Origin of the sequence: Jannaschia sp. GRR-S6-38 (genome assembly GCF_029853695.1) — a bacterium.
Lineage (GTDB): Bacteria > Pseudomonadota > Alphaproteobacteria > Rhodobacterales > Rhodobacteraceae > Jannaschia > Jannaschia ovalis.
Map to the genome: position 1 here is coordinate 1,130,105 of NZ_CP122537.1, position 21,863 is coordinate 1,151,967.

General features: G+C 70.2%; 26 protein-coding genes and 1 pseudogene. 9 read left to right on the plus strand and 18 right to left on the minus strand.

Annotated elements, in window-relative coordinates; translation table 11 throughout:
• Positions 1-47: 47 nt before the first annotated feature.
• The 4 genes from P8627_RS05830 to fabA all read right to left on the minus strand — a co-directional run bounded on the left by P8627_RS05830 (position 48) and on the right by fabA (position 3,207).
• Complete coding sequence (locus P8627_RS05830; protein WP_279966718.1) at positions 48-482, minus strand: hypothetical protein; 435 nt, start codon at positions 480-482, stop codon at positions 48-50.
• Positions 483-651: 169 nt separating this feature from the next.
• Complete coding sequence (locus P8627_RS05835) at positions 652-1,428, minus strand: enoyl-ACP reductase FabI (protein WP_279967409.1); 777 nt, start codon at positions 1,426-1,428, stop codon at positions 652-654.
• 9 nt (positions 1,429-1,437) lie between these two features.
• The gene (gene fabB, locus P8627_RS05840) at positions 1,438-2,667 is read right to left on the minus strand and encodes a beta-ketoacyl-ACP synthase I (protein WP_279967410.1); all 1,230 of its coding nucleotides are present in this window, start codon (positions 2,665-2,667) and stop codon (positions 1,438-1,440) included.
• Between the two features lie 30 nt (positions 2,668-2,697).
• Positions 2,698-3,207, minus strand: coding sequence for a bifunctional 3-hydroxydecanoyl-ACP dehydratase/trans-2-decenoyl-ACP isomerase (fabA, locus tag P8627_RS05845; RefSeq protein ID WP_279966719.1), 510 nt, complete (start codon positions 3,205-3,207; stop codon positions 2,698-2,700).
• Between the two features lie 126 nt (positions 3,208-3,333).
• Here fabA and irrA point away from each other — a divergent pair, with 126 nt between their 5' ends.
• Both irrA and P8627_RS05855 read left to right on the plus strand, forming a co-directional pair.
• Positions 3,334-3,753, plus strand: a complete 420-nt coding sequence (gene irrA / locus P8627_RS05850; RefSeq protein ID WP_407932976.1) for an iron response transcriptional regulator IrrA — start codon at positions 3,334-3,336, stop codon at positions 3,751-3,753.
• A 103-nt stretch (positions 3,754-3,856) separates the two neighbouring features.
• A complete protein-coding gene (locus tag P8627_RS05855; RefSeq protein WP_279966721.1) occupies positions 3,857-4,744 on the plus strand; it encodes an NAD(P)-dependent oxidoreductase in 888 nt (295 codons plus the stop codon).
• Positions 4,745-4,748: 4 nt separating this feature from the next.
• Here the strand turns inward: P8627_RS05855 and P8627_RS05860 are convergent, their stop codons facing one another.
• The 4 genes from P8627_RS05860 to P8627_RS05875 are packed head-to-tail and all read right to left on the minus strand — an operon-like array spanning position 4,749 to position 8,741.
• On the minus strand, positions 4,749-6,812 hold the full coding sequence (locus P8627_RS05860; protein WP_279966723.1) for a molybdopterin-binding protein: 2,064 nt from the start codon (positions 6,810-6,812) through the stop codon (positions 4,749-4,751).
• Entirely contained in the window at positions 6,809-7,309 is a 501-nt protein-coding gene (gene mobB, locus P8627_RS05865; protein WP_279966725.1) for a molybdopterin-guanine dinucleotide biosynthesis protein B, read from the minus strand. Before mobB ends, P8627_RS05860 begins: the two co-directional genes overlap by 4 nt.
• Positions 7,300-7,905, minus strand: coding sequence for a molybdenum cofactor guanylyltransferase MobA (gene mobA / locus P8627_RS05870; protein ID WP_279966726.1), 606 nt, complete (start codon positions 7,903-7,905; stop codon positions 7,300-7,302). Before mobA ends, mobB begins: the two co-directional genes overlap by 10 nt.
• Positions 7,902-8,741: a formate dehydrogenase accessory sulfurtransferase FdhD gene (locus P8627_RS05875; protein WP_279966727.1), complete on the minus strand. Its 840-nt coding sequence runs from the start codon at positions 8,739-8,741 to the stop codon at positions 7,902-7,904. Before P8627_RS05875 ends, mobA begins: the two co-directional genes overlap by 4 nt.
• A gap of 64 nt (positions 8,742-8,805) precedes the next feature.
• Between P8627_RS05875 and P8627_RS05880 the strand changes: the two genes are divergently transcribed.
• Together P8627_RS05880 and P8627_RS05885 are read left to right on the plus strand one after the other, a co-directional pair.
• A complete protein-coding gene (locus P8627_RS05880) occupies positions 8,806-9,492 on the plus strand; it encodes an AzlC family ABC transporter permease (RefSeq protein WP_279966728.1) in 687 nt (228 codons plus the stop codon).
• Entirely contained in the window at positions 9,489-9,809 is a 321-nt protein-coding gene (locus tag P8627_RS05885) for an AzlD domain-containing protein (RefSeq protein WP_279966730.1), read from the plus strand. The genes P8627_RS05880 and P8627_RS05885 overlap by 4 nt, the downstream gene beginning before the upstream one ends.
• Positions 9,810-9,818: 9 nt before the next feature.
• Here P8627_RS05885 and P8627_RS05890 read toward each other — a convergent pair.
• Positions 9,819-10,290, minus strand: a pseudogene (locus P8627_RS05890) (Lrp/AsnC family transcriptional regulator).
• 135 nt (positions 10,291-10,425) lie between these two features.
• Between P8627_RS05890 and ald the strand changes: the two are divergent.
• Positions 10,426-11,544 carry an alanine dehydrogenase gene (gene ald / locus P8627_RS05895; RefSeq protein ID WP_279966731.1) on the plus strand — a complete coding sequence of 373 codons (1,119 nt, stop codon included), beginning with the start codon at positions 10,426-10,428 and terminating at the stop codon, positions 11,542-11,544.
• Positions 11,545-11,587: 43 nt separating this feature from the next.
• On the opposite strand, the gene mscL is transcribed toward ald, so the two are convergent.
• Entirely contained in the window at positions 11,588-12,025 is a 438-nt protein-coding gene (gene mscL, locus P8627_RS05900) for a large conductance mechanosensitive channel protein MscL (protein WP_279966733.1), read from the minus strand.
• A 153-nt stretch (positions 12,026-12,178) separates the two neighbouring features.
• Here mscL and P8627_RS05905 point away from each other — a divergent pair, with 153 nt between their 5' ends.
• On the plus strand, positions 12,179-12,880 hold the full coding sequence (locus P8627_RS05905) for a glutathione S-transferase family protein (RefSeq protein ID WP_279966734.1): 702 nt from the start codon (positions 12,179-12,181) through the stop codon (positions 12,878-12,880).
• Positions 12,880-13,005 carry a hypothetical protein gene (locus P8627_RS05910; RefSeq protein ID WP_279966735.1) on the plus strand — a complete coding sequence of 42 codons (126 nt, stop codon included), beginning with the start codon at positions 12,880-12,882 and terminating at the stop codon, positions 13,003-13,005. Before P8627_RS05905 ends, P8627_RS05910 begins: the two co-directional genes overlap by 1 nt.
• Positions 13,006-13,007: 2 nt before the next feature.
• On the opposite strand, the gene P8627_RS05915 is transcribed toward P8627_RS05910, so the two are convergent.
• The 3 genes from P8627_RS05915 to P8627_RS05925 form a co-directional block, all read right to left on the minus strand.
• On the minus strand, positions 13,008-13,457 hold the full coding sequence (locus P8627_RS05915; protein ID WP_279966737.1) for a YtoQ family protein: 450 nt from the start codon (positions 13,455-13,457) through the stop codon (positions 13,008-13,010).
• 301 nt (positions 13,458-13,758) lie between these two features.
• On the minus strand, positions 13,759-15,891 hold the full coding sequence (gene pnp / locus P8627_RS05920; RefSeq protein ID WP_279966739.1) for a polyribonucleotide nucleotidyltransferase: 2,133 nt from the start codon (positions 15,889-15,891) through the stop codon (positions 13,759-13,761).
• 166 nt (positions 15,892-16,057) lie between these two features.
• Positions 16,058-16,630 carry a TetR/AcrR family transcriptional regulator gene (locus tag P8627_RS05925; protein ID WP_279966751.1) on the minus strand — a complete coding sequence of 191 codons (573 nt, stop codon included), beginning with the start codon at positions 16,628-16,630 and terminating at the stop codon, positions 16,058-16,060.
• 103 nt (positions 16,631-16,733) lie between these two features.
• On the opposite strand from P8627_RS05925, the gene P8627_RS05930 reads away from it, so the two are divergent.
• On the plus strand, positions 16,734-17,327 hold the full coding sequence (locus P8627_RS05930) for an NAD(P)H-dependent oxidoreductase (RefSeq protein WP_279966753.1): 594 nt from the start codon (positions 16,734-16,736) through the stop codon (positions 17,325-17,327).
• Between the two features lie 60 nt (positions 17,328-17,387).
• On the opposite strand, the gene rpsO is transcribed toward P8627_RS05930, so the two are convergent.
• The gene (gene rpsO / locus P8627_RS05935; RefSeq protein WP_279966754.1) at positions 17,388-17,657 is read right to left on the minus strand and encodes a 30S ribosomal protein S15; all 270 of its coding nucleotides are present in this window, start codon (positions 17,655-17,657) and stop codon (positions 17,388-17,390) included.
• A 216-nt stretch (positions 17,658-17,873) separates the two neighbouring features.
• Here rpsO and P8627_RS05940 point away from each other — a divergent pair, with 216 nt between their 5' ends.
• A complete protein-coding gene (locus tag P8627_RS05940; RefSeq protein ID WP_279966755.1) occupies positions 17,874-18,854 on the plus strand; it encodes a calcium-binding protein in 981 nt (326 codons plus the stop codon).
• An 18-nt stretch (positions 18,855-18,872) separates the two neighbouring features.
• Here the strand turns inward: P8627_RS05940 and P8627_RS05945 are convergent, their stop codons facing one another.
• From P8627_RS05945 to truB, 4 genes are all read right to left on the minus strand, one after another.
• Positions 18,873-19,757: an alpha/beta hydrolase gene (locus tag P8627_RS05945; protein ID WP_279966756.1), complete on the minus strand. Its 885-nt coding sequence runs from the start codon at positions 19,755-19,757 to the stop codon at positions 18,873-18,875.
• Positions 19,745-20,272 (minus strand): DUF1643 domain-containing protein, encoded by a 528-nt coding sequence (locus P8627_RS05950; RefSeq protein WP_279966757.1) that lies wholly within the window; start codon positions 20,270-20,272, stop codon positions 19,745-19,747. The genes P8627_RS05945 and P8627_RS05950 overlap by 13 nt, the downstream gene beginning before the upstream one ends.
• A 52-nt stretch (positions 20,273-20,324) precedes the next feature.
• Positions 20,325-20,801: a hypothetical protein gene (locus tag P8627_RS05955; RefSeq protein ID WP_279966759.1), complete on the minus strand. Its 477-nt coding sequence runs from the start codon at positions 20,799-20,801 to the stop codon at positions 20,325-20,327.
• Positions 20,802-20,962: 161 nt separating this feature from the next.
• Positions 20,963-21,862, minus strand: coding sequence for a tRNA pseudouridine(55) synthase TruB (gene truB, locus P8627_RS05960; protein ID WP_279966761.1), 900 nt, complete (start codon positions 21,860-21,862; stop codon positions 20,963-20,965).
• Position 21,863 lies beyond the last annotated feature (1 nt).

A 21,863-nucleotide genomic window follows, 5' to 3' on the forward strand; every position in this document is an offset into this window, starting at 1 on the left:
GAGGTCCCCGGTTGGAAAGCGCGGGCACCGTCGCATGGCCACAGGGGCTAGTCGAGACCGCGGATCACCATGGCGCATTCCATCGTGGCGACGAGCGTCGAGGCCCGCGTCCAGCCCAGGTCGGGCAGGTCGGCGCTGAGGCGGGCATGCTCGGCCATTAGCGCACCGTCGGTCAGCTCGGCGCCGTTCGCGTCCAGCCAGCGGCCGACATCGATCCGGTCACCGCCGCCATGTTCCGCGCGGAAATCCTCGCGCTCCTGCAGGGCGTCGACCCCTCCGCGGCAGAGCTCGGAGCCAAATGAGGCGCTGACAATGGAGCCGCGCAGTTGGCCCGCGGTCTGGACCGAGGCATGCTCGACGCCGTCCTGCACCGTGCTGAGAACGGCCCAACCCGTTCCCAGGAGCGCAGCGGTCAGAACCACCCAATCCGTTGTTATCGTGCCGAACTCCTCGGAAAGGAACCGGCGCAACCGCGTCCGCATCACGTTTCACCCCGCACACGAAAGTCTGACCCTAAATTAACCCCGAAATCCCGCGTCCGCCTTAATCCCGGTGACGATGATGCGACATTTTTTTCACGGTCCGCGCCTGAAAGGTCACAAGAACGGGTTTTAAGGCCGCTTTGTGGCAGCCCCGGAAACGTCCGCCCGGTCAGCCGAGATTGTCGGGCCGCGGCATCCCCATCACGTGGAAGCCGCCATCGACATGGACGATCTCGCCCGTCGTGCAGGCGCCCGCGGGCGAGCAGAGCCAGAGCGCCGTGCCGCCGATCGCCTCGAGATTGGCATTGGCGCCCAGCGGCGCATTCGCCTCGGCGTGGCGGAAGGTGCGCCGGGCGCCGCCGATGGCCGAGCCGGCGAGCGTCTTCATCGGGCCGGGCGAGATGGCGTTCACCCGGATGCCGTCGCGGCCCAGATCGGCGGCGAGATAGCGCACCGACGCCTCCAGCGCGGCCTTCGCCACGCCCATCACGTTGTAATGCGGCATGACCCGGCGCGCGCCCTCGAAGGTCAGGGTCAGGATGGTGCCGTCGCCCGCCATCATCGGCGCGACCCGCCGCGCGACCTCGATCAGCGAGTAGCAGGAAATATCGAGCGAATTCCGGAAATTGGCCCGCGTCGTATTCGTGAACCGCCCCGTCAGCTCGGACTTGTCGGAAAAGGCGATCGCGTGGATCAGGAAATCGAGCCGGCCGCCTTCGGCCAGCTTGGCGAAGGCAGCGTCGAGCGAGGCGTCATCGGTCACGTCGACATCGCCGACCACCTCGGCGCCGATGCTTTCGGCCAGGGGCAGGACGCGCTTCCCGAAGGCCTCGCCCTGATAGCTGAGCGCGATCTGCGCGCCGGCCTCATGCAGGGCGCGCGCGATGCCCCAGGCGATGGACCGGTCGTTGGCGACGCCCATCACCAGTCCGCGCTTGCCCTGCATGTCCATGGATCAATCCCTGTGTTTCGAAATGATGACCGTGCCGTTCGTGCCGCCGAAGCCGAAGGAATTCGACAGGATCGAGTCGATCTCGACCCCCTCGCGCAGCTCGGTGTTGATCTCGGCCGAGTCCAGCTCGGGGTCCAGCTCGGTGACATTGATCGAGGGCGCGATGAAGCCCTTGTTCATCATCAGCATCGAGTAGATCGCCTCCTGCACGCCGGTCGCGCCGAGGCTGTGCCCGGTCATCGACTTGGTCGAGGTCACCGGCGGCGTCGAGCCTGCGCCGAAGATGTTGCGAAGCGCCACGATCTCCTTGATGTCGCCCACCGGCGTCGAGGTGCCATGCGCGTTCACGTAGTCGATCTTGCGGTCCTCTGGCAGCTGGCTCAGCGCGAGGCGCATCGCTCGCTCGCCGCCCTCGCCCGAGGGCGCGACCATGTCGGCGCCGTCCGAGGTCGCGCCGTAGCCCGTCACCTCGCCGTAGATCTTGGCGCCGCGGGCCAGCGCGCGCTCGCGCTCCTCCAGCACGACCACACCGGCGCCGCCGGCAATGACGAAACCGTCGCGCGTCTTGTCGTAGGGGCGGCTCGCCGTCTCGGGCGTGTCGTTGTACTTGGACGACATCGCGCCCATCGCGTCGAACAAGCAGGACAGGGTCCAGTCCACCTCCTCGCCGCCGCCGGCGAAGACGATGTCCTGCTTGCCGAACTGGATCTGCTCGACCCCGTTGCCCATGCAGTGCAGCGAGGTCGTGCAGGCCGAGGTGATCGAGTAGTTCACGCCCTTGATGCCGAAGGGTGTCGCCAGGCAGGCGGAGTTGGTCGAGGACATGCAGCGCGTCACCATGAACGGGCCCATGCGCTTGGGCGAGCCCTTGTTGATGACCGTGTCGAAGGCGGTGAAGAAGTTCGAGGTGGACGGCCCGCCCGAGCCCATCACGAGGCCCGTGCGTTCGTTCGAGACGTCGGTCTGCTCCAGTCCGCTATCGGCGATGGCGCGTTCCATCGCGATGTAGTTATAGGCCGCGCCCGGCCCCATGAAACGGAGCTGCCGCTTGTCGATATGATCCTCGAGCACGATGTCGGGCACGCCGTGGATCTGGCTGCGGAAGCCGTGCTCGGCATAGCTCTCCGAGAAGGTGATGCCCGAGCGGCCCGCGCGCAGCGACGCCTCGACCTCGTCGGGCGTATTGCCGATGGGCGAGACGATCCCGATCCCGGTGATGACGACGCGACGCATCATGTCTCTCTCCATGTCCTTGCGGCGGGCTCAGCTTTCGCTGAGCGCGACCTTCATGTCCTTGACGACGTAGATCTCCTCGCCGTCCGCCTCGACCCGGCCGTCGGCCACGCCCATCGTCAGGCGGCGGGTCTGCAGCGCCTTGGTGAAATCGACGAAATAGCGCAGCATCTTGCGGTCGGGCCGCACCATGCCCGTCAGCTTCACCTCGCCAACGCCGAGCGCGTAGCCCCGCCCCTGCCAGCCGCGCCAGCCGAGGTTGAAGCCCGTGAGCTGCCAGAGCCCGTCGAGGCCCAGGCAGCCGGGCATGATCGGGTTGCCGGGGAAGTGGCAGTCGAAGAACCACAGGTCGGGGGTGATGTCGAACTCGGCGACCACGTGGCCCTTGCCGTGCAGCCCGCCATCGCCCGAGATATCGGTGATCCGATCCATCATCAGCATCGGCGGCTCGGGCAGCTGGGCGTTGCCCGGCCCGAACAGCTCGCCCCGCGCGCAGCGCAACAGATCTTCGCGGTCGAAGCTGGTCGGAAATTCGCTCATGACGCCCCCAAGGTCCGGTCCGGGCCGGTCTATCACCGCATATTTCAAGCCTGCAACCCTGCGCGAGGGGGCGAATCCGTTTGAAAATCCGGTACCGGCCCACCTATATTGCCCCAGATGACCGAGATGCCCGACACGATACGCGCGCGCGGCGAGGCCTGGCTGGCCCGTGCCGACCTGCGCCCGACGCGCCAGCGCGTCCTGCTGGCGTCGCTGCTGGTCGGAGACGGGCGCAACCGTCACGTCACCGCCGAGACGCTGCACGACGCGGTGCGCCGCGCGGGCGAGAAGGTGTCGCTGGCCACGGTCTACAACACGCTGCGCGCCTTCACCGAAGCCGGCCTTGTGCAGGAGATCACGGTCGACGGCACCGGCAGTTATTTCGACACCCGCCTCGACGACCACCCGCATTTCTACTGGGAGGACGAGGGCCGGCTCTCCGATGCCGGTCACGAGGCGCTGCATATCGTCGACCTGCCCGCCGCCCCCGAGGGGATGGAGGTCGCGAAGGTCGACGTGGTGATCCGGCTGCGCCCGAAGCGCTGACCGGCGCGCTCGCGCTCACTCCGAGCACCTGCGACCCGGCCGCGGTTTGGGATGGCCAGTCCCCCAGCGCTGTGGAACCCTGCCCGCAAAGGGAGGACACCACATGGAACGCATCGGTTTCGTCGGCACCGGCCTGATGGGTCACGGCATGGCCGCCAATATCCTGGCCGCGGGCTATCCGCTCACCGTCATCGCCCATCGCAACCGCGCCCCGGTCGAGGATCTGGTCGCGAAGGGCGCGACCGAGGCCGCCGACCTGGCCGAGCTCGCCGCCGCCTCCGACATCGTCCATATCTGCGCCCCGGGCTCGCCGCAGGTCGAGGCGATCGTCGACGCCCTGATCGACCATCTGCCCGCGGGCGCGGTGGTCATCGACTGCTCGACCTCGAACCCGGTCTCGACCGAGGCGCTGGCCGCGCGGCTCGAGGCGCGGGGCATGGCCATGGCCGACGCGCCGCTGGGCGGCACGCCCGTGCAGGCCGCGGCGGGGGAACTGGCCGCGATGGTCGGCGCCTCGGACGCGCTCTTCGCGCGGATCGAGCCGGTGATCGCGACCTGGGCAGGGCCGATCGCGCGGGTCGGGCCCACCGGCGCGGGGCACAAGATGAAGCTGCTCAACAACTTCCTCGCCATGGGCTACGGCGCGATCTACGCCGAGGCGCTGGCGCTGGCCGAGCGGACGGGGCTCGGCACCGAGACCTTCGACCGCGTGATCTCGGGCAGCCGCCTCGATTGCGGGTTCTACCAGACCTTCCGGGGCTACGCGGTGGACGGCAATCGCGAGGCGCATAAGTTCACGCTGACGAACGCGCTCAAGGACATGACCTATCTGGCGGCGATGGCCGGCGGCGTGCAGGTGGCGAACCCGGTGGGGGCGGCGGTGCGCAACAGCTATGCGCTGGCGGTGAACACGGGCGGCGGCGGGGCCGAGGATTATGTCCCGCATCTGGTCGATTTCGTGGCCCGCGCGAACGGGGTAGCGCGGGGCTAGGCCCTCAGCCGATCCCCAGATCGGCGAAGGCGATGTAGTCGACCGCATCGCCCTCGGCGATCTCGAGCGCGGCGTCGGGCAGCTCCACGAAGCCCTCCGCCCAGGACAGGCCCGACACGCGGCCCGAGCCTTCGGAGGCGAAGATCTCGGCCCGACCGTCTCGGATGCGAGCGCGGAGGTATTCGCGCCGCCCTGCCTTCTTGCGCTTGGCGAAGCCCGCCGGGACCCGCCGGCGCGGCGGATCGGACCAATCTGCCCCCGCGAGGCGCAGCAGCGCCGGCCGCGCGAAAAGCGCCGCGCAGGTGAAGGCGGCGACCGGGTTGCCCGGCAGCCCGAAGAGCGGCACGCCGTTCCAGCGCCCCAGCATCAGGGGCCGCCCCGGCTTCACCGCGATGCGCCAGTGCTGCACCGTGCCGCGCGCGCGCATCAGTCGGGACAGGTGATCCTCCGCCCCCGCGCTGGCGCCGCCCGAGGTCAGGAGCGCGTCGACATCCGCCGCATCCAGCCGCGCGGCCAGCGCCGCGGGGTCGTCGCGGACCCGGCCAAGATCGACCGGGGCGAGGCCCCAGCCCGCCAGCATCGCCAGCAGCATCGGCCGGTTCACATCCGCGATCCCCTCGCCGCCCGGCGCGACGATCTCGTCGCCGGTGGACAGCACGCCGACGCGCAGCAGCGCGCGCAGCTCGAGCGCGGCCAGCCCGCCGGCGATGGCGAGCGCGAGATCCGAGGGGCGCAGGACCGCGCCCTGCCGCAGCAGCACGTCCCCCGACGCCAAATCCTCGCCCGCGCGGCGGGTATTGGCCCCGGGTTTCGGAATGGCGCGAAGCGTCACGGCCCCCGCCGCCTCCACCGCGTCCTCCTGCAGCGCGACGGTGTCCACGCCCGGCGGCAGCGCCGCGCCGGTCAGGATGCGCAGAGCCCGGCCCGGCGGGACCGGGTCCACATGCGGCTGCCCCGCGGCGGCCCGGCCCGGCGCGACGGGGATCGGGCCGGGCCCGAGCGTGGCATGGGAGAAGCCCCAGCCATCCACGGCGGCGTTGGCGGCGGGCGGGTTGGCGCGGCGGGCCACGGCGTCGGCCGCGAGGATGCGGCCGGCGGCCCGTTCGACCGGCACCACCTCCACACCCGTAACCGGCGCGGTGCCCTCGCGTAGCGTCGCCAGCGCCGCGTCCACCGGCGTCCAGTCGATCCCCGGCGGCAGGGCGAAGCAGTCGTCGGGCGCGCGGCCGACCGGCAGGGGGCCGTCCGGACCGACGCCCAGGATCCAGCCTTCCTCGGACGCGATGCGCGCGGCGTCGGGCAACGCGGCGGGGGCGGTCCACCACTCCCCGGGCGCGGCGCGGAGCGCGGCGCTCGCGGCCATCACCTGGCGCGCGTCCTTGATCGCGTGGTCCTGTGCATTGTCGTCGAAGAGGCTCGGATAGATCTCGGCCAGCACGATCCGGGCCTCGGGCCGGGCGAAGCCGGTTTCCTGCGGCCAGACGGCGAGGTCGGGATGCGCGCGGCGCAAGCGCGACAGGGCGGCCATCCCCAGCAGCGTCTGCGAGCCGACCGCGCCGGCATAGGCCAGCTGCCAAACTGGCTTGGCGTTCCGTGCGCGCGCCTCGACCTGGCGGCGCTCGGCCATGCCGTGGGCCGCCCGCGCGCGGTCGGTCGCCGGCAGGTCCGGCAGATCCAGCGCCGCCGGCCGGCCCCAGAATGGCCCGGTCCCCGGGAAACGCCGGTTGATCACCTGCGCCAGCTCGAAGCGGTTGTTCGCGTTGTCCGCCGCGTCGGTCACATGCACGGCCAGCCAGTCCCAGACCGCCAGCGCCCGCGCCTCGCCGGTCAGGGCCGCCGCGAAGCCGGGCGGGAAGCCCATGGCGAAATCGAAGCCCAGCAGCGTGCGCTGCCCCTCCGCCAACAGCGCGCCGATCCAGTCCAGCGCCGCGGCGCGGGTCGGGAAGTACCGCAGCTCCCGCGACCCGGCGCGATCGGCGCAGACCCAGATCGCGTCCTTGCGGGGCCGGCGACCCGTGGGCGTGGCGGCGGCGGACCAATCGGCGGCGATGACCAACTCGAAACTCATCGCAACACGAAATCCGCGATCGCCGCGACATCGTTCAGGTCGAAGACCGGGCAGGTGACGTCGCAGGGCCCCGAGGCCGCCATCGCGCGGATCGAGGTCGCGCCGGCCGCGACGGCGGCGATGCCCGCGTCGGTCTGAGCCAGGGGCTGCGCCCCGGTCTCGGGACGCCAGGCCTCGATGCGGAAATGCGTGCCGCGCTTCCAGCCCTCGGCCAGGGCCACGTCGCAGGGCGCGAGCCGGGCCAGCGCGTCCTCGAGGCTCAGCCCCGCGCGCTCCTCCATCAACGTCAGCCGCGCATCCGAGACCAGCGCGACCTGATGCGCGCCCGCCGCGCGGTGACGGAAGCTGTCGGTGCCGGGGCTGTCCAGGTCCAGCGCGTGATGGCTGCGCTTGAGCGTCGAGACGGTCAGCCCGCGCGACGTCATCTCGGCCACCAGCCGCTCGGTCAGGGTGGTCTTGCCGCCGTTCTTGTGCCCGACGATCCCGATCAGCCGCATGCCAGCGCCTCCGCCCGCGCCAGGTCCTCGGGCGTGTTCACGTTGAAGAAGGGGTCGATCGGGTCGGTCTCGAAAACCGCGAGCCCCGCGCCGTGCCGGTCGGTCCAGTGCAGCACCTTGCGCGTGCCGTCCTCCAGCGCGGCGCACAAATCGTCGCGCAGCGCCGTGGGCCAGAGGCCGAAGACCGGCTGCGGCCAGGTTCGGTCGCCGTCGCGCGTGGCGGCGAGCGCGAGCCCCGCGGGCGAGGCGGCCGCCAAGAGCCGCGGCACAAGGTCAGGCGGCAGGAAGGGCGTGTCGGCGGCGGCGGTCACGATATGCGGACAGCCCCCGGCCGCCGCCCAGTCGAGCCCGGCGAGCACGCCGGCCAGCGGGCCGGGCCGGTCCTCGGTCGCGTCCGGCAGGACCGGAAGGCCCAGATCCGCCCAGCGCGCCGGGTCGCCATTGGCGTTGAGCGCGAGGCGGTCGACCTGCGGCGCGAGCCGCGCGATCACCCGCTCGATCAACGCGGTGCCGCCGACCGCCAGCCGCCCCTTGTCGCCGCCGCCCATCCGGGTTGCCCGCCCGCCGGCGAGGATGACGCCATCGGGCTGGATCACGGCGCGCCGTCCGGCAGGTCCCAAACCAGCCGCTCGGCCCCGGCCACGCAGAGAAAACGCTCGCCCTTCAGCCGGCCGATCACGGTCAGGCCGACCCGCTCGGCGATCTCGACGCCCCAGGCGGTGAAGCCCGAGCGCGAGACCAGCGCCGGGATGCCCATCAGCGCGCATTTGATGACCATCTCCGAGGTCAGCCGCCCCGTGGTGTAGAGCGTCTTGTCCGCCGCCGCGGTCCCGGTGACGCGCATCCAGCCCGCCAGCTTATCGACCGCGTTGTGGCGGCCGACATCCTCGAAATAGGCCAGCGGCTCGGCGCCGCGGCACAGGCAGGTGCCGTGGATCGCGCCGGCCTCGAGATAGAGCGACGGCGTGCGGTTGATCGCCTGGCTGAGCGCGCGCAGTTCCGAGACGCGCAAGGCCAGCGGCGGCAGCGTCAGGTCGCCCAACCCCTCCATCATGTCGCCGAAGACCGTGCCCACCGCGCAGCCGGAGGTCCGCGTCGCGCGGGCGAGCTTCGCCTCGTGATCGGTCTCGACGGCGGTGCGCACGACGACGGTCTCGGTCTCGGCGTCGAAATCGACGCCCGTCACCTCCTCCGACGGCTTCAGCATCCCCTGGTTCGACAAAAACCCCAGGGCCAACCATTCGGGATGGTCGCCGATGGTCATGGCGGTCACGATCTCGCGGGAATTGAGCCAGATGGTCAGCGGCCGCTCCTCGACCACGCGCAGCGCCACCTCGGCGCCCGACGCGTCGCGCGCGGTGACCGCGCGGGTCAGACGCGGGTCGTCGGGCGCGGGCGCGATGCGCAGCGTGGGGGGCGTGCGGAGGGACACTTGCGGAACCTTCCATTGCAGGGCAATCCGCAGCCTGTCGCGCCGCCGGGAGGGATGCAAGGAGATGTCAGGCCGTTCGCCCTTCGGGCTCGGGGTCGCGCGCGGCCTGCCCTTCATCGTCATCATGCTGCCATTCGGCATGCTGTTCGGCGTGCTGGCGACCGAGATCGGGCTGCCCGTCGCGCAGGCCATGGGCTTCTCGGTCCTCGTCATCGCAGGCGCGTCGCAATTCACCGCGGTCCAGCTGATCGCCGAGGGGGTGCCGGCCGCGGTCGTCGTGCTGGCCGCGTTGGCGGTGAACCTGCGGATGGTGATGTATTCGGCGGCCATGGTGCCGCATCTGGGATCGGCCGCGCTCTGGCAGCGGGCGGCGGTGAGCTATCTCTTGGTCGACCAGACCTATGCGCTGGCGGTCAGCGCCTACGAGGACAGCCCGGCCTGGACGCTGCGCGACAAGCTGATGTTTTTCGCGGGCACGGCGCTGCCGGTCTTTCCCGCCTGGGTGGGCGCCAGCTGGATCGGCGCGGCGCTGGGAGGCCGCATCCCCGAAAGCTGGTCGCTGGATTTCGCGCTGCCGCTGGCCTTCCTCGCGCTCGTCGGACCGATGCTGAAGACGCCCGCGCATGTGACGGCGGCGCTGGTCTCGGTCGCGGCCGCGCTGGCCTTCGCCTGGGTGCCGTGGAACCTGGGGCTGATGATCGCGGCCGCGCTGGCCATGATGGCCGGGGCCGAGGTGGAGCGCCGGTCATGAGCGAGGCGACCGTCTGGCTGATCATCGCCGGGCTGGGCGCCGGCACCTATCTGACGCGTTTCGTCTTCCTGGGCCTCGTTGGCGACCGGCCCCTGCCCGACTGGCTGCTGCGGCATCTGCGCTATGCGGGTGTGGCGGTGCTGCCGGGCCTGGTCGCGCCGCTGGTCGTCTGGCCCGACGCCACGGGCGGGCAGCCCGACGCGGCCCATCTGATCGCGGCGGCGGTGACGCTGGCCGTGGGCGTCTGGCGCAAGGATGTGATCCAGGCCGTGATCGTCGGAGGCCTCGTCTTCGCGGGGCTGGGCTGGGCGCTCTAGCCCCGGGGGTCAGCCGATATCGACCGGCAGCGCCGTCGTCGCGCTGACGGTCTTGAGCGCGAAGCTGCTCTGGAGTTTCGCGACGCCCGGCAGGCTGGCCAGATGGGCGCGATGGATCTCGGGCGAAATCCTCGCTGTCACGGGCCACGACCTTCAGCAGGTAATCATAGGCGCCGGTCATCAGGTGGCATTCCAGCACATCCGGGATCGCGGCGACGGCGGCTTCGAAGGCGTCGAGGATCTCGTCGGCCTGGCTCGACAGGCTGATCTCGACGAAGGCGGTGGTGCGCCGCCCGATGGCCCGCGCGTCCAGCAGCGCGACGCGGCCGCGGATCACGCCCGCCCGCTCGAGCCGCTGCAACCTCCGGTGACAGGCCGAGGGCGACAGGTTCAGCCGCTCCGAGAGCTGCGCCGCCGTCAGCTCCGAATCCCGCTGGACGAGGTCGAGGAGGCGGGCATCCGTGGCGTCGATCTGGGTCATGGCGCTGTCTCGTCCCGAATTTTGCCGTTCTAACGCACGAAATGTGCGTGAGGCGACCGATCTGCGCCCATCTTAGCGAAGCAAATGCGCCGCGCCAGCGCTATGATTGTGGAAACGCGGACACGGGAGGGTCTCATGCGCATCGGTTGCCCCAAGGAAATCAAACCCCAGGAATTTCGCGTCGGGCTGACCCCCGCCGCGGCGGCGGAGGCCATCGCCCATGGCCACGAGGTCGTGGTCGAGACGGGCGCCGGCGTCGGTTCGGGCTTCGAGGACGCCGAATACGCCGCGACCGGCGCGACGATCCTGCCCGACGCCGCCACGGTTTTCGCCCAGGCCGACATGATCGTGAAGGTGAAGGAGCCGCAGGCCGTCGAGCGCAAGATGCTGCGCGACGGCCAGGTCCTGTTCACCTACCTGCATCTCGCGCCCGATCCGGCGCAGACGCATGACCTGATCGCGAGCGGGGCGACCTGCATCGCCTACGAGACGGTAACCGACCGGATGGGCGGGCTGCCGCTCTTGGCGCCGATGTCCGAAGTGGCGGGCAAGCTGGCCCCGCAGATGGGCGCCTGGACCCTGCAGAAGGCCAATGGCGGGCGCGGCGTGCTGATGGGCGGCGTGCCGGGCGTGGGCCCGGCGCAGGTCGCGGTCATCGGCGGCGGCGTCGTGGGCACCCATGCCGCGCGCGTGGCCGCGGGGATGGGGGCCGACGTGGTCGTGCTGGACCGCTCGCTGCCGCGCCTGCGCCACCTGGACGAGACCTTCGGCGGCGTGTTCCGCACCCGCTATGCCAGCGCGACCAACACCGCCGAGCTGGTGGCCCAGGCCGACATGGTGATCGGCGCGGTGCTGGTGCCCGGCGCCGCCGCGCCGAAGCTGGTCAAGCGCGACCAGCTTTCAGGCATGAAGACCGGCGCGGCGATCGTCGACGTGGCGATCGACCAGGGCGGCTGCTTCGAGACCTCGAAGGCGACCACTCACGAGGATCCGATCTACGAGGTCGATGGCATCATGCATTACTGCGTTGCCAACATGCCGGGCGCGGTGGCCCGCACCTCGACCATCGCGCTGGGCAACGCGACGCTGCCCTTCCTCCTGGCGCTGGCCGACAAGGGCTGGCGCGCGGCCTGCCTGGCCGATCCGCATCTGCGGGCCGGGCTGAACGTGCATGCGGGGCAGCTGACCTATGCCGCCGTGGGCGAGGCGCTGGGCCTGCCCTCGGTCCCGGCCGAGGACGTGCTGGCCGCCTGAGCGCGGGGTCGCCCGCCGCCTGCGTCGCGGCGGGCGCCGCGCGTCACTCCGCCGGGGTGGCGCGCTTGAGGCTGTCGCGGATCTCCAGCAGGACGTCCAGCTCCGACGGGCCGGTGGGCACCTCGGGCGCGACGTCGTCGGGGGTCTCGGCAGCGGCCTTGATGCGGTTGACCATCTTGACCAGCATGAAGACCACGAAGGCGATGATCAGGAAATTGATGACCGCCATGATGAACTGGCCCACGGCGAAGACCGGCACGCCGGCCTCGGTCGCGGCCTCGATCGAGGCGAACTCGCCGTCGCCCAGCACGTAGAACCAGCCCGAGAAGTCGATCCCGCCGGTGAAAAGCGCGATGACCGGGTTGATGATGTCGCCCACAAGCGACGTGACGATGGCGGTGAAAGCGGCGCCGATGATGATGCCGACGGCCATGTCCATGACATTGCCCTTGGCGATGAAGTCCTTGAACTCGTTTATCATTTCGTCCCTCTTGAATGGCTCGACGGAGCAGCGCGGCTGACCCTGCGTCATGCCCCGCAGGCTTGATTGGCGATCGGCGCACGGAAGTCACCCGTTTTGTTCGGCGCCCCTCGGATTACCTCTGGTCCCGATGTTAATGACAGGAGGCCCCGCATGGCCGATCTTTCCGCCTTTCCGATCACCCGCCGCTGGGTGCCGCAGGACCCGTCCAAGCTCCAGCTCTTCAGCTTCCCGACACCGAACGGGGTGAAGGCCTCGATCATGCTGGAGGAGACCGGCCTGCCCTACGAGGTGCATCGCGTCACGCTGTCGGATGACGACGTGAAATCCGACGCCTTCCTGTCGCTCAACCCCAACAACAAGATCCCTGCGATCATCGACCCGGACGGGCCGGGCGGGCGGCCCATCGGCCTCTTCGAGAGCGGGGCGATCCTGCTCTATCTGGGCGAGAAGACCGGCCGGCTGATGGGCCGGGACGCCGCGGCGAAGGCGCATGTCACGCAATGGATCATGTGGCAGATGGGCGGGCTGGGCCCGATGCTGGGCCAGCTGGGCTACTTCGTGAAGATGGGCGGCAAGGCGATCGAGGATCCGCGCCCGCGCCAGCGTTACGTGGACGAGGCGAAGCGGCTGCTGTCGGTCGTGGCGGGCGAGCTGGCGGATCGCGACTGGATCGCGGACGAGTTCAGCGCCGCCGATATCGCGATCGCGCCTTGGCTGAACGCGCTGAATTTCTACGAGGCGCGGGAGATCGTCGGCTGGGCCGACTACCCCGGATTGCAGGATTACCTCGACCGATTCATGGGCCGCCCGGCGGTGAAGATCGGCATGAAGACACCCCCGCGCGAAGGCTGATGCGTCAGCCCATCGCCGTCGCCCAGCTTGCGGCGGCGGCGAAGAAGGTCAGTGCGGCGACCAGCACGGCGATCTCGAATCGGTTCATCATGAAGGGGACGCTAGCCGGGCAGAACTTTACGTGAACTTAACGCGGCAGCGCGCCCGTCAGGACGTAGTCCAGAACCTGCACCACCTGCTCGGGCGTCTCGCAGACGGCCAGCGCGGCGGCGTCGATTTCCTTCAGGGGATGCGCGTGCTCCGGCGCGTGCTGCACGATGAGCGCCTTGCCCAGCGCCGCCGCCTGCCCCGCGTCGAAGGCCGCGTTCCATTGCTTGTACTTGTCGCCGAAGCGCACGACCACGACATCCGCGTCGGCGATGGCCTTCCGGGTGCGGATCGCGTTGACCTGCGCGCCCTTGCGGTCGTGCCAGACCTTGTCGTCCTCGGCGCCCAGGATCGCCACGCCGCAATCGTCGGAGGCGGCGTGATCGGTTACCGGGGCGGTGAAGGTCACCGGCAGATGCGCGGCCCCGGCGCGGATCGTCTCGCGCCAGTCGGTGTGGATTTCGCCGGCCAGATAGACGTTGAGTTCCATGGCTCTCCCTCCCTCGGATGAGGGCGGAGGTAGCGCCTCGCGGGGCGGAGGGAAAGAGCGGGGCCCCGCCGCGCGGCAGGGCCCCGGCGGTCCGGGCGAACGACACGGGTCCGGACCGGGCGCGGCGTACAAGCGGGGAAGACCGCCGCACCGGAGGGGGGCCGACGGGGAATCGGCCTTGGCCGGACGCTAGCCCGGCCCTGTATCGGTTCCGTGACGGCCCGGCCCGAGGCGCACGGGTCCACGAAAAAGGGCCCCGGCATTGCTGCCGGGGCCCCCTGTGGCCCGAAGGACGGACGCCTTACTCGGCGTCTTCCTTCGCCATTTCCTCGCCGGTCTCCTGGTTGACCATCTTCATGGCCAGCCGGACCTTGCCGCGATCGTCGAAGCCCAGAAGCTTGACCCAGACCTCCTGGCCCTCCTTCAGAACGTCCGAAGGATGGTTCAGGCGGCGGTTCTCGATCTGGGACACGTGGACCAGGCCGTCGCGCTTGCCGAAGAAGTTCACGAAGGCGCCGAAATCGACGATCTTCACGACCTTGCCCTTGTAGACCTTGCCCTCTTCCGGCTCCGCCACGATCGAGTGGATCATGTCGTAGGCCTTCTGGATGGCATCGCCGTTGGGCGAGGCAATCTTGATGATGCCGTCATCGTTGATGTCGACCTTGGCGCCCGAGGTTTCCACGATCTCGCGGATGACCTTGCCGCCCGAGCCGATGACCTCCCGGATCTTGTCCGTGGGGATCTGCATCGTCTCGATGCGCGGGGCGTGGGCCGAGAACTCGGACCGGCCGGCCGACAGCGCCTTGGACATCTCGCCGAGGATGTGGATCCGGCCGTCCTTGGCCTGCGCCAGGGCGGTCTCCATGATCTCGGGCGTGATGCCCGCAACCTTGATGTCCATCTGCAGCGACGTGATGCCGTCCTCGGTGCCCGCCACCTTGAAGTCCATGTCGCCGAGATGATCCTCGTCGCCCAGGATGTCGGTCAGCACCGCGTAGTCGCCGTCCTCCTCCAGCACGAGGCCCATCGCCACGCCGGCCACGGGGGCCTTCAGCGGCACGGCCGCATCCATCATCGACAGCGACGCACCGCAAACGGTGGCCATCGAGGAGGAGCCGTTGGACTCGGTGATCTCGGAGACGAGACGGATCGTGTAGGGGAAATCCGTCGCCGTGGGCAGCACCGCCTGGAGCGCGCGCCAGGCCAGCTTGCCGTGGCCGATCTCGCGCCGGCCCGGAGGTCCGAAGCGCCCCACTTCGCCGACCGAATAGGGCGGGAAGTTGTAGTGCAGCAGGAAGTTCGAGCGGAAATTGCCGTGCAGCGCGTCGATGATCTGCTCGTCGTCGCCGGTGCCCAGCGTGGTAACGATCAGGCCCTGGGTCTCGCCGCGGGTGAACAGCGCCGAGCCATGCGTGCGGGGCAGGATGCCGACCTGGCAGTCGATCGGCCGCACGGTGTCGAGGGCGCGCCCGTCGATCCGCTTGCCGTTCTTCACCACGTCGCCGCGCAGAACCTTGGATTCGAGCTTCTTGAGCGCGGTGCCCAGGTTCGGATCCTCTAGCTCCTCCTCCGACAGCTCGGCCTTGATGGCCTCCTTGGCGGCGGAGACGGCGGCGGTGCGCTCCTGCTTGTCGGTGATCGCGTAGGCGTCGCGCATCTTCTGCTCGCCCAGCTCGGTCACGCGGGCCAGGATCGCCGAATAGTCGGGCGCCTGGTAGTCGAAGGGCTCCTTCGCGGCGTCCTCGGCCAGGTCGACGATCAGGTCGATCACGGGCTGCATCTGCTCGTGGCCGAACTTCACCGCGCCCAGCATCTCGGCCTCGGACAGCTCATAGGCCTCCGACTCGACCATCATAACGGCGTCCTTGGTGCCGGCGACGACCAGATCGAGGCGCTGCTCGGGATTGGCGCGCAGGCCCTGCATGTCGTCGACCGAGGGGTTCAGCACGTATTCGCCGTCCACGAAGCCCACGCGGGCGCCCGCGATCGGGCCCATGAAGGGCGCGCCCGAGATCGTCAGCGCGGCGGAGGCCGCGATCATGGCGACGATATCGGGATCGTTCTCGAGGTCGTGGGACAGAACGGTGCAGATCACCAGCACCTCGTTCTTGAAGCCCTCGACGAAGAGCGGGCGGATCGGCCGGTCGATCAGACGCGAGGTCAGCGTCTCTTTCTCGGTGGGCCGCGCCTCGCGCTTGAAGAAGCCGCCGGGAACCTTGCCCGCGGCGTAGTATTTCTCGTTGTAGTGGACCGTCAGCGGGAAGAAGTCCTGACCGGGCTTCGGCTGCTTGGCATAGGTGACGGCGGCCATCACGGAGGTCTCGCCATAAGTGGCGATCACGCAGCCGTCGGCCTGACGGGCGATCTTGCCCGTCTCCAGGGTGAGGGTGTCGTGTCCCCACTCCATCTCTTTCTTAACGATGTTGAACATGTGTCATCCTGTCTGACGCTCTCTGGCCCCTGCCAGTGCGTCGTTGCTTGGCGGCCCCATTGCCGCCGACCCCTCTCATCATCCCATGCGCCGGGGTCGTGGCGTCACGTCTCAGATGGGGGGCACATAAGGGATTCCGGCGCGGAATGAAAGGCGTACATGCCGCTCAGCCGCCCGGCAGCAACCAAGCCCGGAGGTAGACCTCCAGCCGGTCGCGGACCGGCCCGCCATTGAGCGCGCAGAAGCGCAGCGCCATGGCCTGGACCGCGAAGGCCTGCACGCCTTCGGCGATCAGCTCGGGCGAGATGTCGCGCCGGAACGGCGCGTCCCGCACCCAGTCTGCGACGATCTCGATCTGGCGCTGGAAGGTCCGGGCGATCGGCCCGATCTCCTCGACGGCGGCGGCCCCGGAATAGCGCAGGATCAGGTCGAAGACGTAGCGCTCCGACGTCATGAACCCGAGGAGCGGCATCAGCGCGTCGAGCATCTCGTCGACCGAGCGCGGCGCCGGGCGGGCGGCGATCGCGTCCAGATGCCCGTCGATCCGCGCGCCCAGAAGCTGATCCATCAGCGCGTCCTTGTCCGGGAAATGCGCGAAGAACGTGCCCTTCGCGACGCCGGCCCGCAGCACGATCTCCTCGACCCGAAGCGCCTCGTAGCCGCCGGCGGAGAGCTCTTGCGCCGCGGCGATCAGGGCCTCGCGGGTGCGCTGCGCGCGCTTCTGGACGGGCTGTTTCATGGCGGCATCCTAGCAAGTTTCCGACCGTGGTCAAATTATAACTTGACCGCGGTCATGTTTTGGATCATTGAATATGACCATGGTCAAATTCAGGAGCTTTCCCATGTCCCCCAAACGCATCGTCATCCTCGACGGCCACCCCGCCGAGACCTCCCTCTCCCGCGCCTTCGCGATGGCCTATGCCGAGGCGGCCCGCGGCCGAGGCCATGTCGTCCGGCTGCACCATCTCAGCGAGATGCGCTTCGATCCCGATTTCGGCGGCGGCGGCTACGGCAACGCCAAGCCGCTGGAGCCGGAGCTCGAGGCGCTGCTCGGCGATATCGAATGGGCCGAGCATGTCGTGCTCGCCGCGCCGGTCTGGTGGGGCGGCCTGCCCGCGCGGCTGAAGGGGCTGATCGACCGCGCCTTCCTGCCGGGGCGGACTTTCGACACGCGAAACACCACGGCCATGGGCCTGCCCGCGCCGCTTCTGACCGGGCGCACGGGCCGCGTGTTCCTGACATCGGACACGCCGAACTGGATCTATCGGTTGTTCTACGGCAGCGCGCTGATGCGCCAGCTGACCGGACAGGTGCTGGGCTTCGTCGGCATCCGACCGGCCCGCATCACCCATTTCGCCGGCGCGACCGACGCCGCGCCCGAGCGCATCACCCGCTGGCTGCGGGACGTGCGCCGGTTGGGACAGGCGGCGGCCTGACCCCCGAAACGAAAAGGGCCGCACCCGGCGGTGCGGCCCCTCGATCGAACGGGTCGGCGCTCAGCGGCGGATGCCGAGGCGCTTGATGATCTCCTGGTAGCGCGCCTCGTCCTTGCCGCGGGTGTAATCCAGCAGCTTGCGGCGCTGGGCCACCATCATCAGAAGGCCACGGCGCGAGTGGTTGTCCTTCTTGTGCGTCTTGAAATGCTCGGTCAGCGTGGCGATGCGCGAGGTCAGGATCGCGATCTGCACTTCGGGCGAGCCGGTATCGCCGTCCTTGGTGGCGAATTCCTTGATCAGACGGGTCTTCTCTTCGACAGTGATCGACATCGGGGTCTCCTTGGTTCGAGGAATGGCACAGGCCGGGATGTCGTCCAGCGCAGGCCCTTGGAGTGAGCGCGCCGCGTACACCAGTTCCGCCGCGATGGAAAGGGCCGCCGTCGCGCGGCGGGCGATTCACCGGGCGTTAAACACGAGAGCGGGATGTTCTAGCTTCGTTTCAGGCCGTTGTGATAGCAGGCGGGCTCGAAACGAAGGGTCCCGCCCATGTTCCTGATCGCCGGTCTTCTGGGGATGGCCCTTTCGGGCGTGATGATGATCGCCCCGTTGAGCTTCGACGCCGATGCCGAGGATCCCGCACCCGACCCGGTCGAGGGCGATCCGGTCGGCGAGGGCGCGTCCTCGCCGCTGAGCGTCGCGCTGGAAGGCGCGTCCGGGCCGGGGGCCACGGCCGACGCGCAGGACATGCTGGCCGGCGATCACCTGAGCGACCGCCTGGGCGGATCTGCGGTCGACCCGATCGCCTTCGATTCCGACGCGATCTTCGGCGGGTCCGGCGACGACGCGATGCAGGGCGGCGACCGCAACGACCTGATGCTCGGCGGGGATGGCGACGATCTGGCATCCGGCGGCGCCGGCCGCGACGAGATCCAGGGCGGCGGCGGCGACGACACGCTGTTCGGCGGCGGCGGCGACGACGTCCTTCTGGGCGAGGAAGGCGACGACCTTCTGGGCGGCGGCAATGGCGCGGACCTGCTCTCGGGCGGCGAGGGCGCGGACCGGCTCGGCGGCGGGGCGGGCGACGACCGCCTGTTCGGCGGGCTGGGCGCGGACGAGCTGGCGGGCGGCCTGGGCGACGACCTACTGGACGGTACCGTGATGGAGAACGGGTTCGACGTCGACACGGGCGACACGCTGTCGGGCGGGGATGGAGACGATACGCTGGCCGGCGACGCGGGCGACGTGCTGATCGGCGGGGCCGGCGCGGATCACTACCTGTTCCGCGCGGCGCCCGTGACGCTGGATCCCGCCGCCTCCGATGCCTATGCCGCGCCCCGGATCGAGGATTTCGACCCGGAGGCCGATCTCATCGAGATCGAGTACGAAGCCGCGGGCACCCCGCCCGACCTGTCGATCAGCCGGACGGCCGAAGGCAGCGAGCTGCGCCTCGACGGCGAACTGGTGGCCTTCGTGGCGGGCCCGGCGGTCGTCGAGGCGGGCCATGTCTCGCTGGTCGCGCTGGCCTGAGCGCCGCGGCCCGCCCGATCAGCCCGCGAAGAAGGCCAGCAGGGCGGCGGCGACCTCCTCGGGCGCCTCCTCCATCGCGAAATGCCCGGCGTCGACCGAACTGTCGGTGACGGTGTCGGCCCAGTTCCGCCAGATCGCGGCGGGGTCGCCTGTGGCGGCCGGAAAGCCGTGCTGCCCCCAGATGAAATGCAGCGGCGCGGCGATCCTTCGGCCGGCCGCGCGATCGGCCGCGTCGATCCGGCGGTCGGTGAAATACCCCGCGCGGTAATCGCCGCACATCGCCGCCAGGTGGTCGGGGCTCGCCGCTTGCGCGCGGTAGCTGGCGAGCGCCCCGGCCTCGAACGGATCGAGCGTCTTGGGCTTGGTCCAGGACGACAGCGTCCAGTCGATCCAGGCGGCGGGATCCGCCCCGATCATCCGCTCGGGCAGCGGCGCGGGCTGGGCGAGGAAGGTCCAGTGATAGGCGCTGTAGGCGGTCTCGGCGTTCCAGCGGTCCCACCATTCGACGGTCGGGATCACCTCCAGGATGGCCAGCAGGTCGACCCGCTCGGGATGGTCGAGCGCGAATCGATAGGCCACGCGCGCGCCCCGGTCGTGCCCCGCCACATGGGCGCGGTCGTGACCCAGCGCATCCAGCACGGCCACCATATCCTGCGCCATCCGGCGCTTGGAATAGACCGAATTCGTCGCGTCGTCGGCGGGCGCGGCGCTGTCGCCATAGCCGCGCAGGTCCGGCAGGATGCAGGTGAAGCGCTCGGCCAGCCGGGGCAGCACCTTCAGCCAGCAGCGATGGTTCTGCGGAAAGCCGTGCAGCAACAGAAGCGGCGGCCCCGATCCGGCAGTGCGCACCGCGATATGGGTGCCGTCATCGGCCTCGATCATCTGGCGGGTCAGGTCGGGCATCGGACGGCCTCCCAGGGCTGCGGTCGGACGGCGTATCCGATATAGAGAGGATGCTTCGGATGCCCGTCCTTCGACAGGCCCAGCATGCTCAGCGGCCGCCCCGTCGCGCGCAGCAACCGCTCAACCGCCGGGCCGCGGTCCAGATGCGCGCCGTGTACGCCCCAGGCGCAGACCACCGCATCCGCCCAATGCGCCGCCGCGCGGATCGCCGCGTCGTTGGCCGACCCGCCCACCGGGTCCGGGCAGGCGCGCATGTCGCGAGGATCGGTGGCGCGGTAGGCGAAGATATTGGTCACGCGGAACGCGCCGTAGCCCAGCGCGCGGGCGCGCCGCTCGCAGCGCTCGACCGTGGGGTCGTTGGCGAGTTCCGTCGCGGTGGAGGGGTTCAGCATCACGAAGTTGATCCGCTCGCCCGCGCCGTCCCAGGTGCGGATCAGGTCGTAGCGGTAGCGTTCATCCGCCGAATAGGTGGCGGTCGACGGGGCGTCGCCCTTGGTGAATTCGCGGGTGATCATGCCCCCGGAATAGGCGCCGCCCCGGCCTGCCGGCAAGGGGCGGCGCGCGGCCTCAGGCGCGGCGCTCGACCACGAAGGCGGCGACCAGCGCAAACAGGACATGCCCCCAGAGCGCGACCCAGGTGATCCCGGTGAAGCCCAGGAAGGCGGGCAGGCCGGCCACCAGATGGGCCATGACATAAAGCGCGAAGACCCACAGCCCGACCCCGTAGGCGGCGGCGACCGCGCTCCAAGGCAGGCGCGGCAGGAGCCGCGCGGCGACGGGCCGCGCGATCAGGACGTAGCCCAGCGGATAGGCGATCAGGCCGGTCAACAGGTGGAGGATATCGGCCAGCCCCTTGGGCACGGCGCCGAAGATGGTCTGCAGCGTCTGTTGCGCCAGCCCCACCGGGGCGAGCTTGGCGAAGCCCAGAAGCGGCGCGAGGCCCTGACCGAACAGGTCAAAGGCGATGCTGGCGAAGGCGCCGGCGGTGAGGATCGTGCCGGCGGTCGCGGCGGCGGTGGGGCGGTCGAGGGTCAGGGCGGTCATGGTCGGGCCTCCTTGGCATCCGAAATGGCGTTGCCTCGGACTAGCCCGGCGCGGGCGCATCGGGGCAGCCCCCCTCACGCACAGGTTGATCGCCGCGAGCGCCGCGGGCCGGATCGCGTGATCCACTGTAACAAACCCGGCCCGCGCGGCGGCGCCATGTTTCAGCGCACGAAGACCTTGGTCGGATGCAGCAGCCCCGCGCGATAGGTGCCGACCGCGACGGCCTGGCCGTGAAGCGCCGCCCAGCAGGTCGCGCCATGCTCCGCGCCGGTCAGGACCTCGGCGGGATTGCCGTGGCGCAGCCGGGTCGCGGCCGCCTCGGTCACCGGCAGCATCGGCAGGCCCTCCAGCCCGGCCTCCAGCGGCAGCAGCCGCGCCTCCAGGTCCGGCGTGCGGGCCAGCGCCTCGATCTCGGCGAAGGCGATGCCGTCCTCGGCGCGGAACGGGCCGGACCAGGTCCGGCGCAGCCAGGCGACATGGCCGAGGCAACCCAGCGCGCGGCCCAGGTCGCGGGCGATGGCGCGCACATATCCGCCTTTGCCGCAGACCATCTCCAGCTCGGCGCCCTCCGCGTCGGCCGCGACGAGCTCCAACCGCGCGACATGCAGCGGGCGGGCGGCCAGCTCCATCTCGATGCCCTCGCGGGCGAGGTCGTAGGCGCGCTCGCCCGCGACCTTCACGGCCGAGACCTGCGGCGGGACCTGTTCGATCCAGCCGCGGAAGGCCGGAAGCGCGGCTTCGATCGCCGCCGCATCCGGACGCGCCTCGCGGCGCTCGAGCACCGCGCCCGAAGCGTCGTCACTCGCCGTCTCGGCCCCCCAGGTCACCCGGAAGCGGTAGCATTTTTCCGCGTCGGTCACGAAGGGGACGGTCTTGGTCGCCTCGCCCAGCGCGACGGCCAGAACGCCGGTCGCATCGGGGTCAAGCGTGCCCGCATGGCCCGCCTTCTTCGCGTCGAGCGCCCAGCGCACGCGGCCCACCACCGCGGTCGAGGTTACGCCCGCGGGCTTGTCCACGACCAGCCAGCCATGGACGTCCCGCCCCTTCTTGCGGCGCGCCATC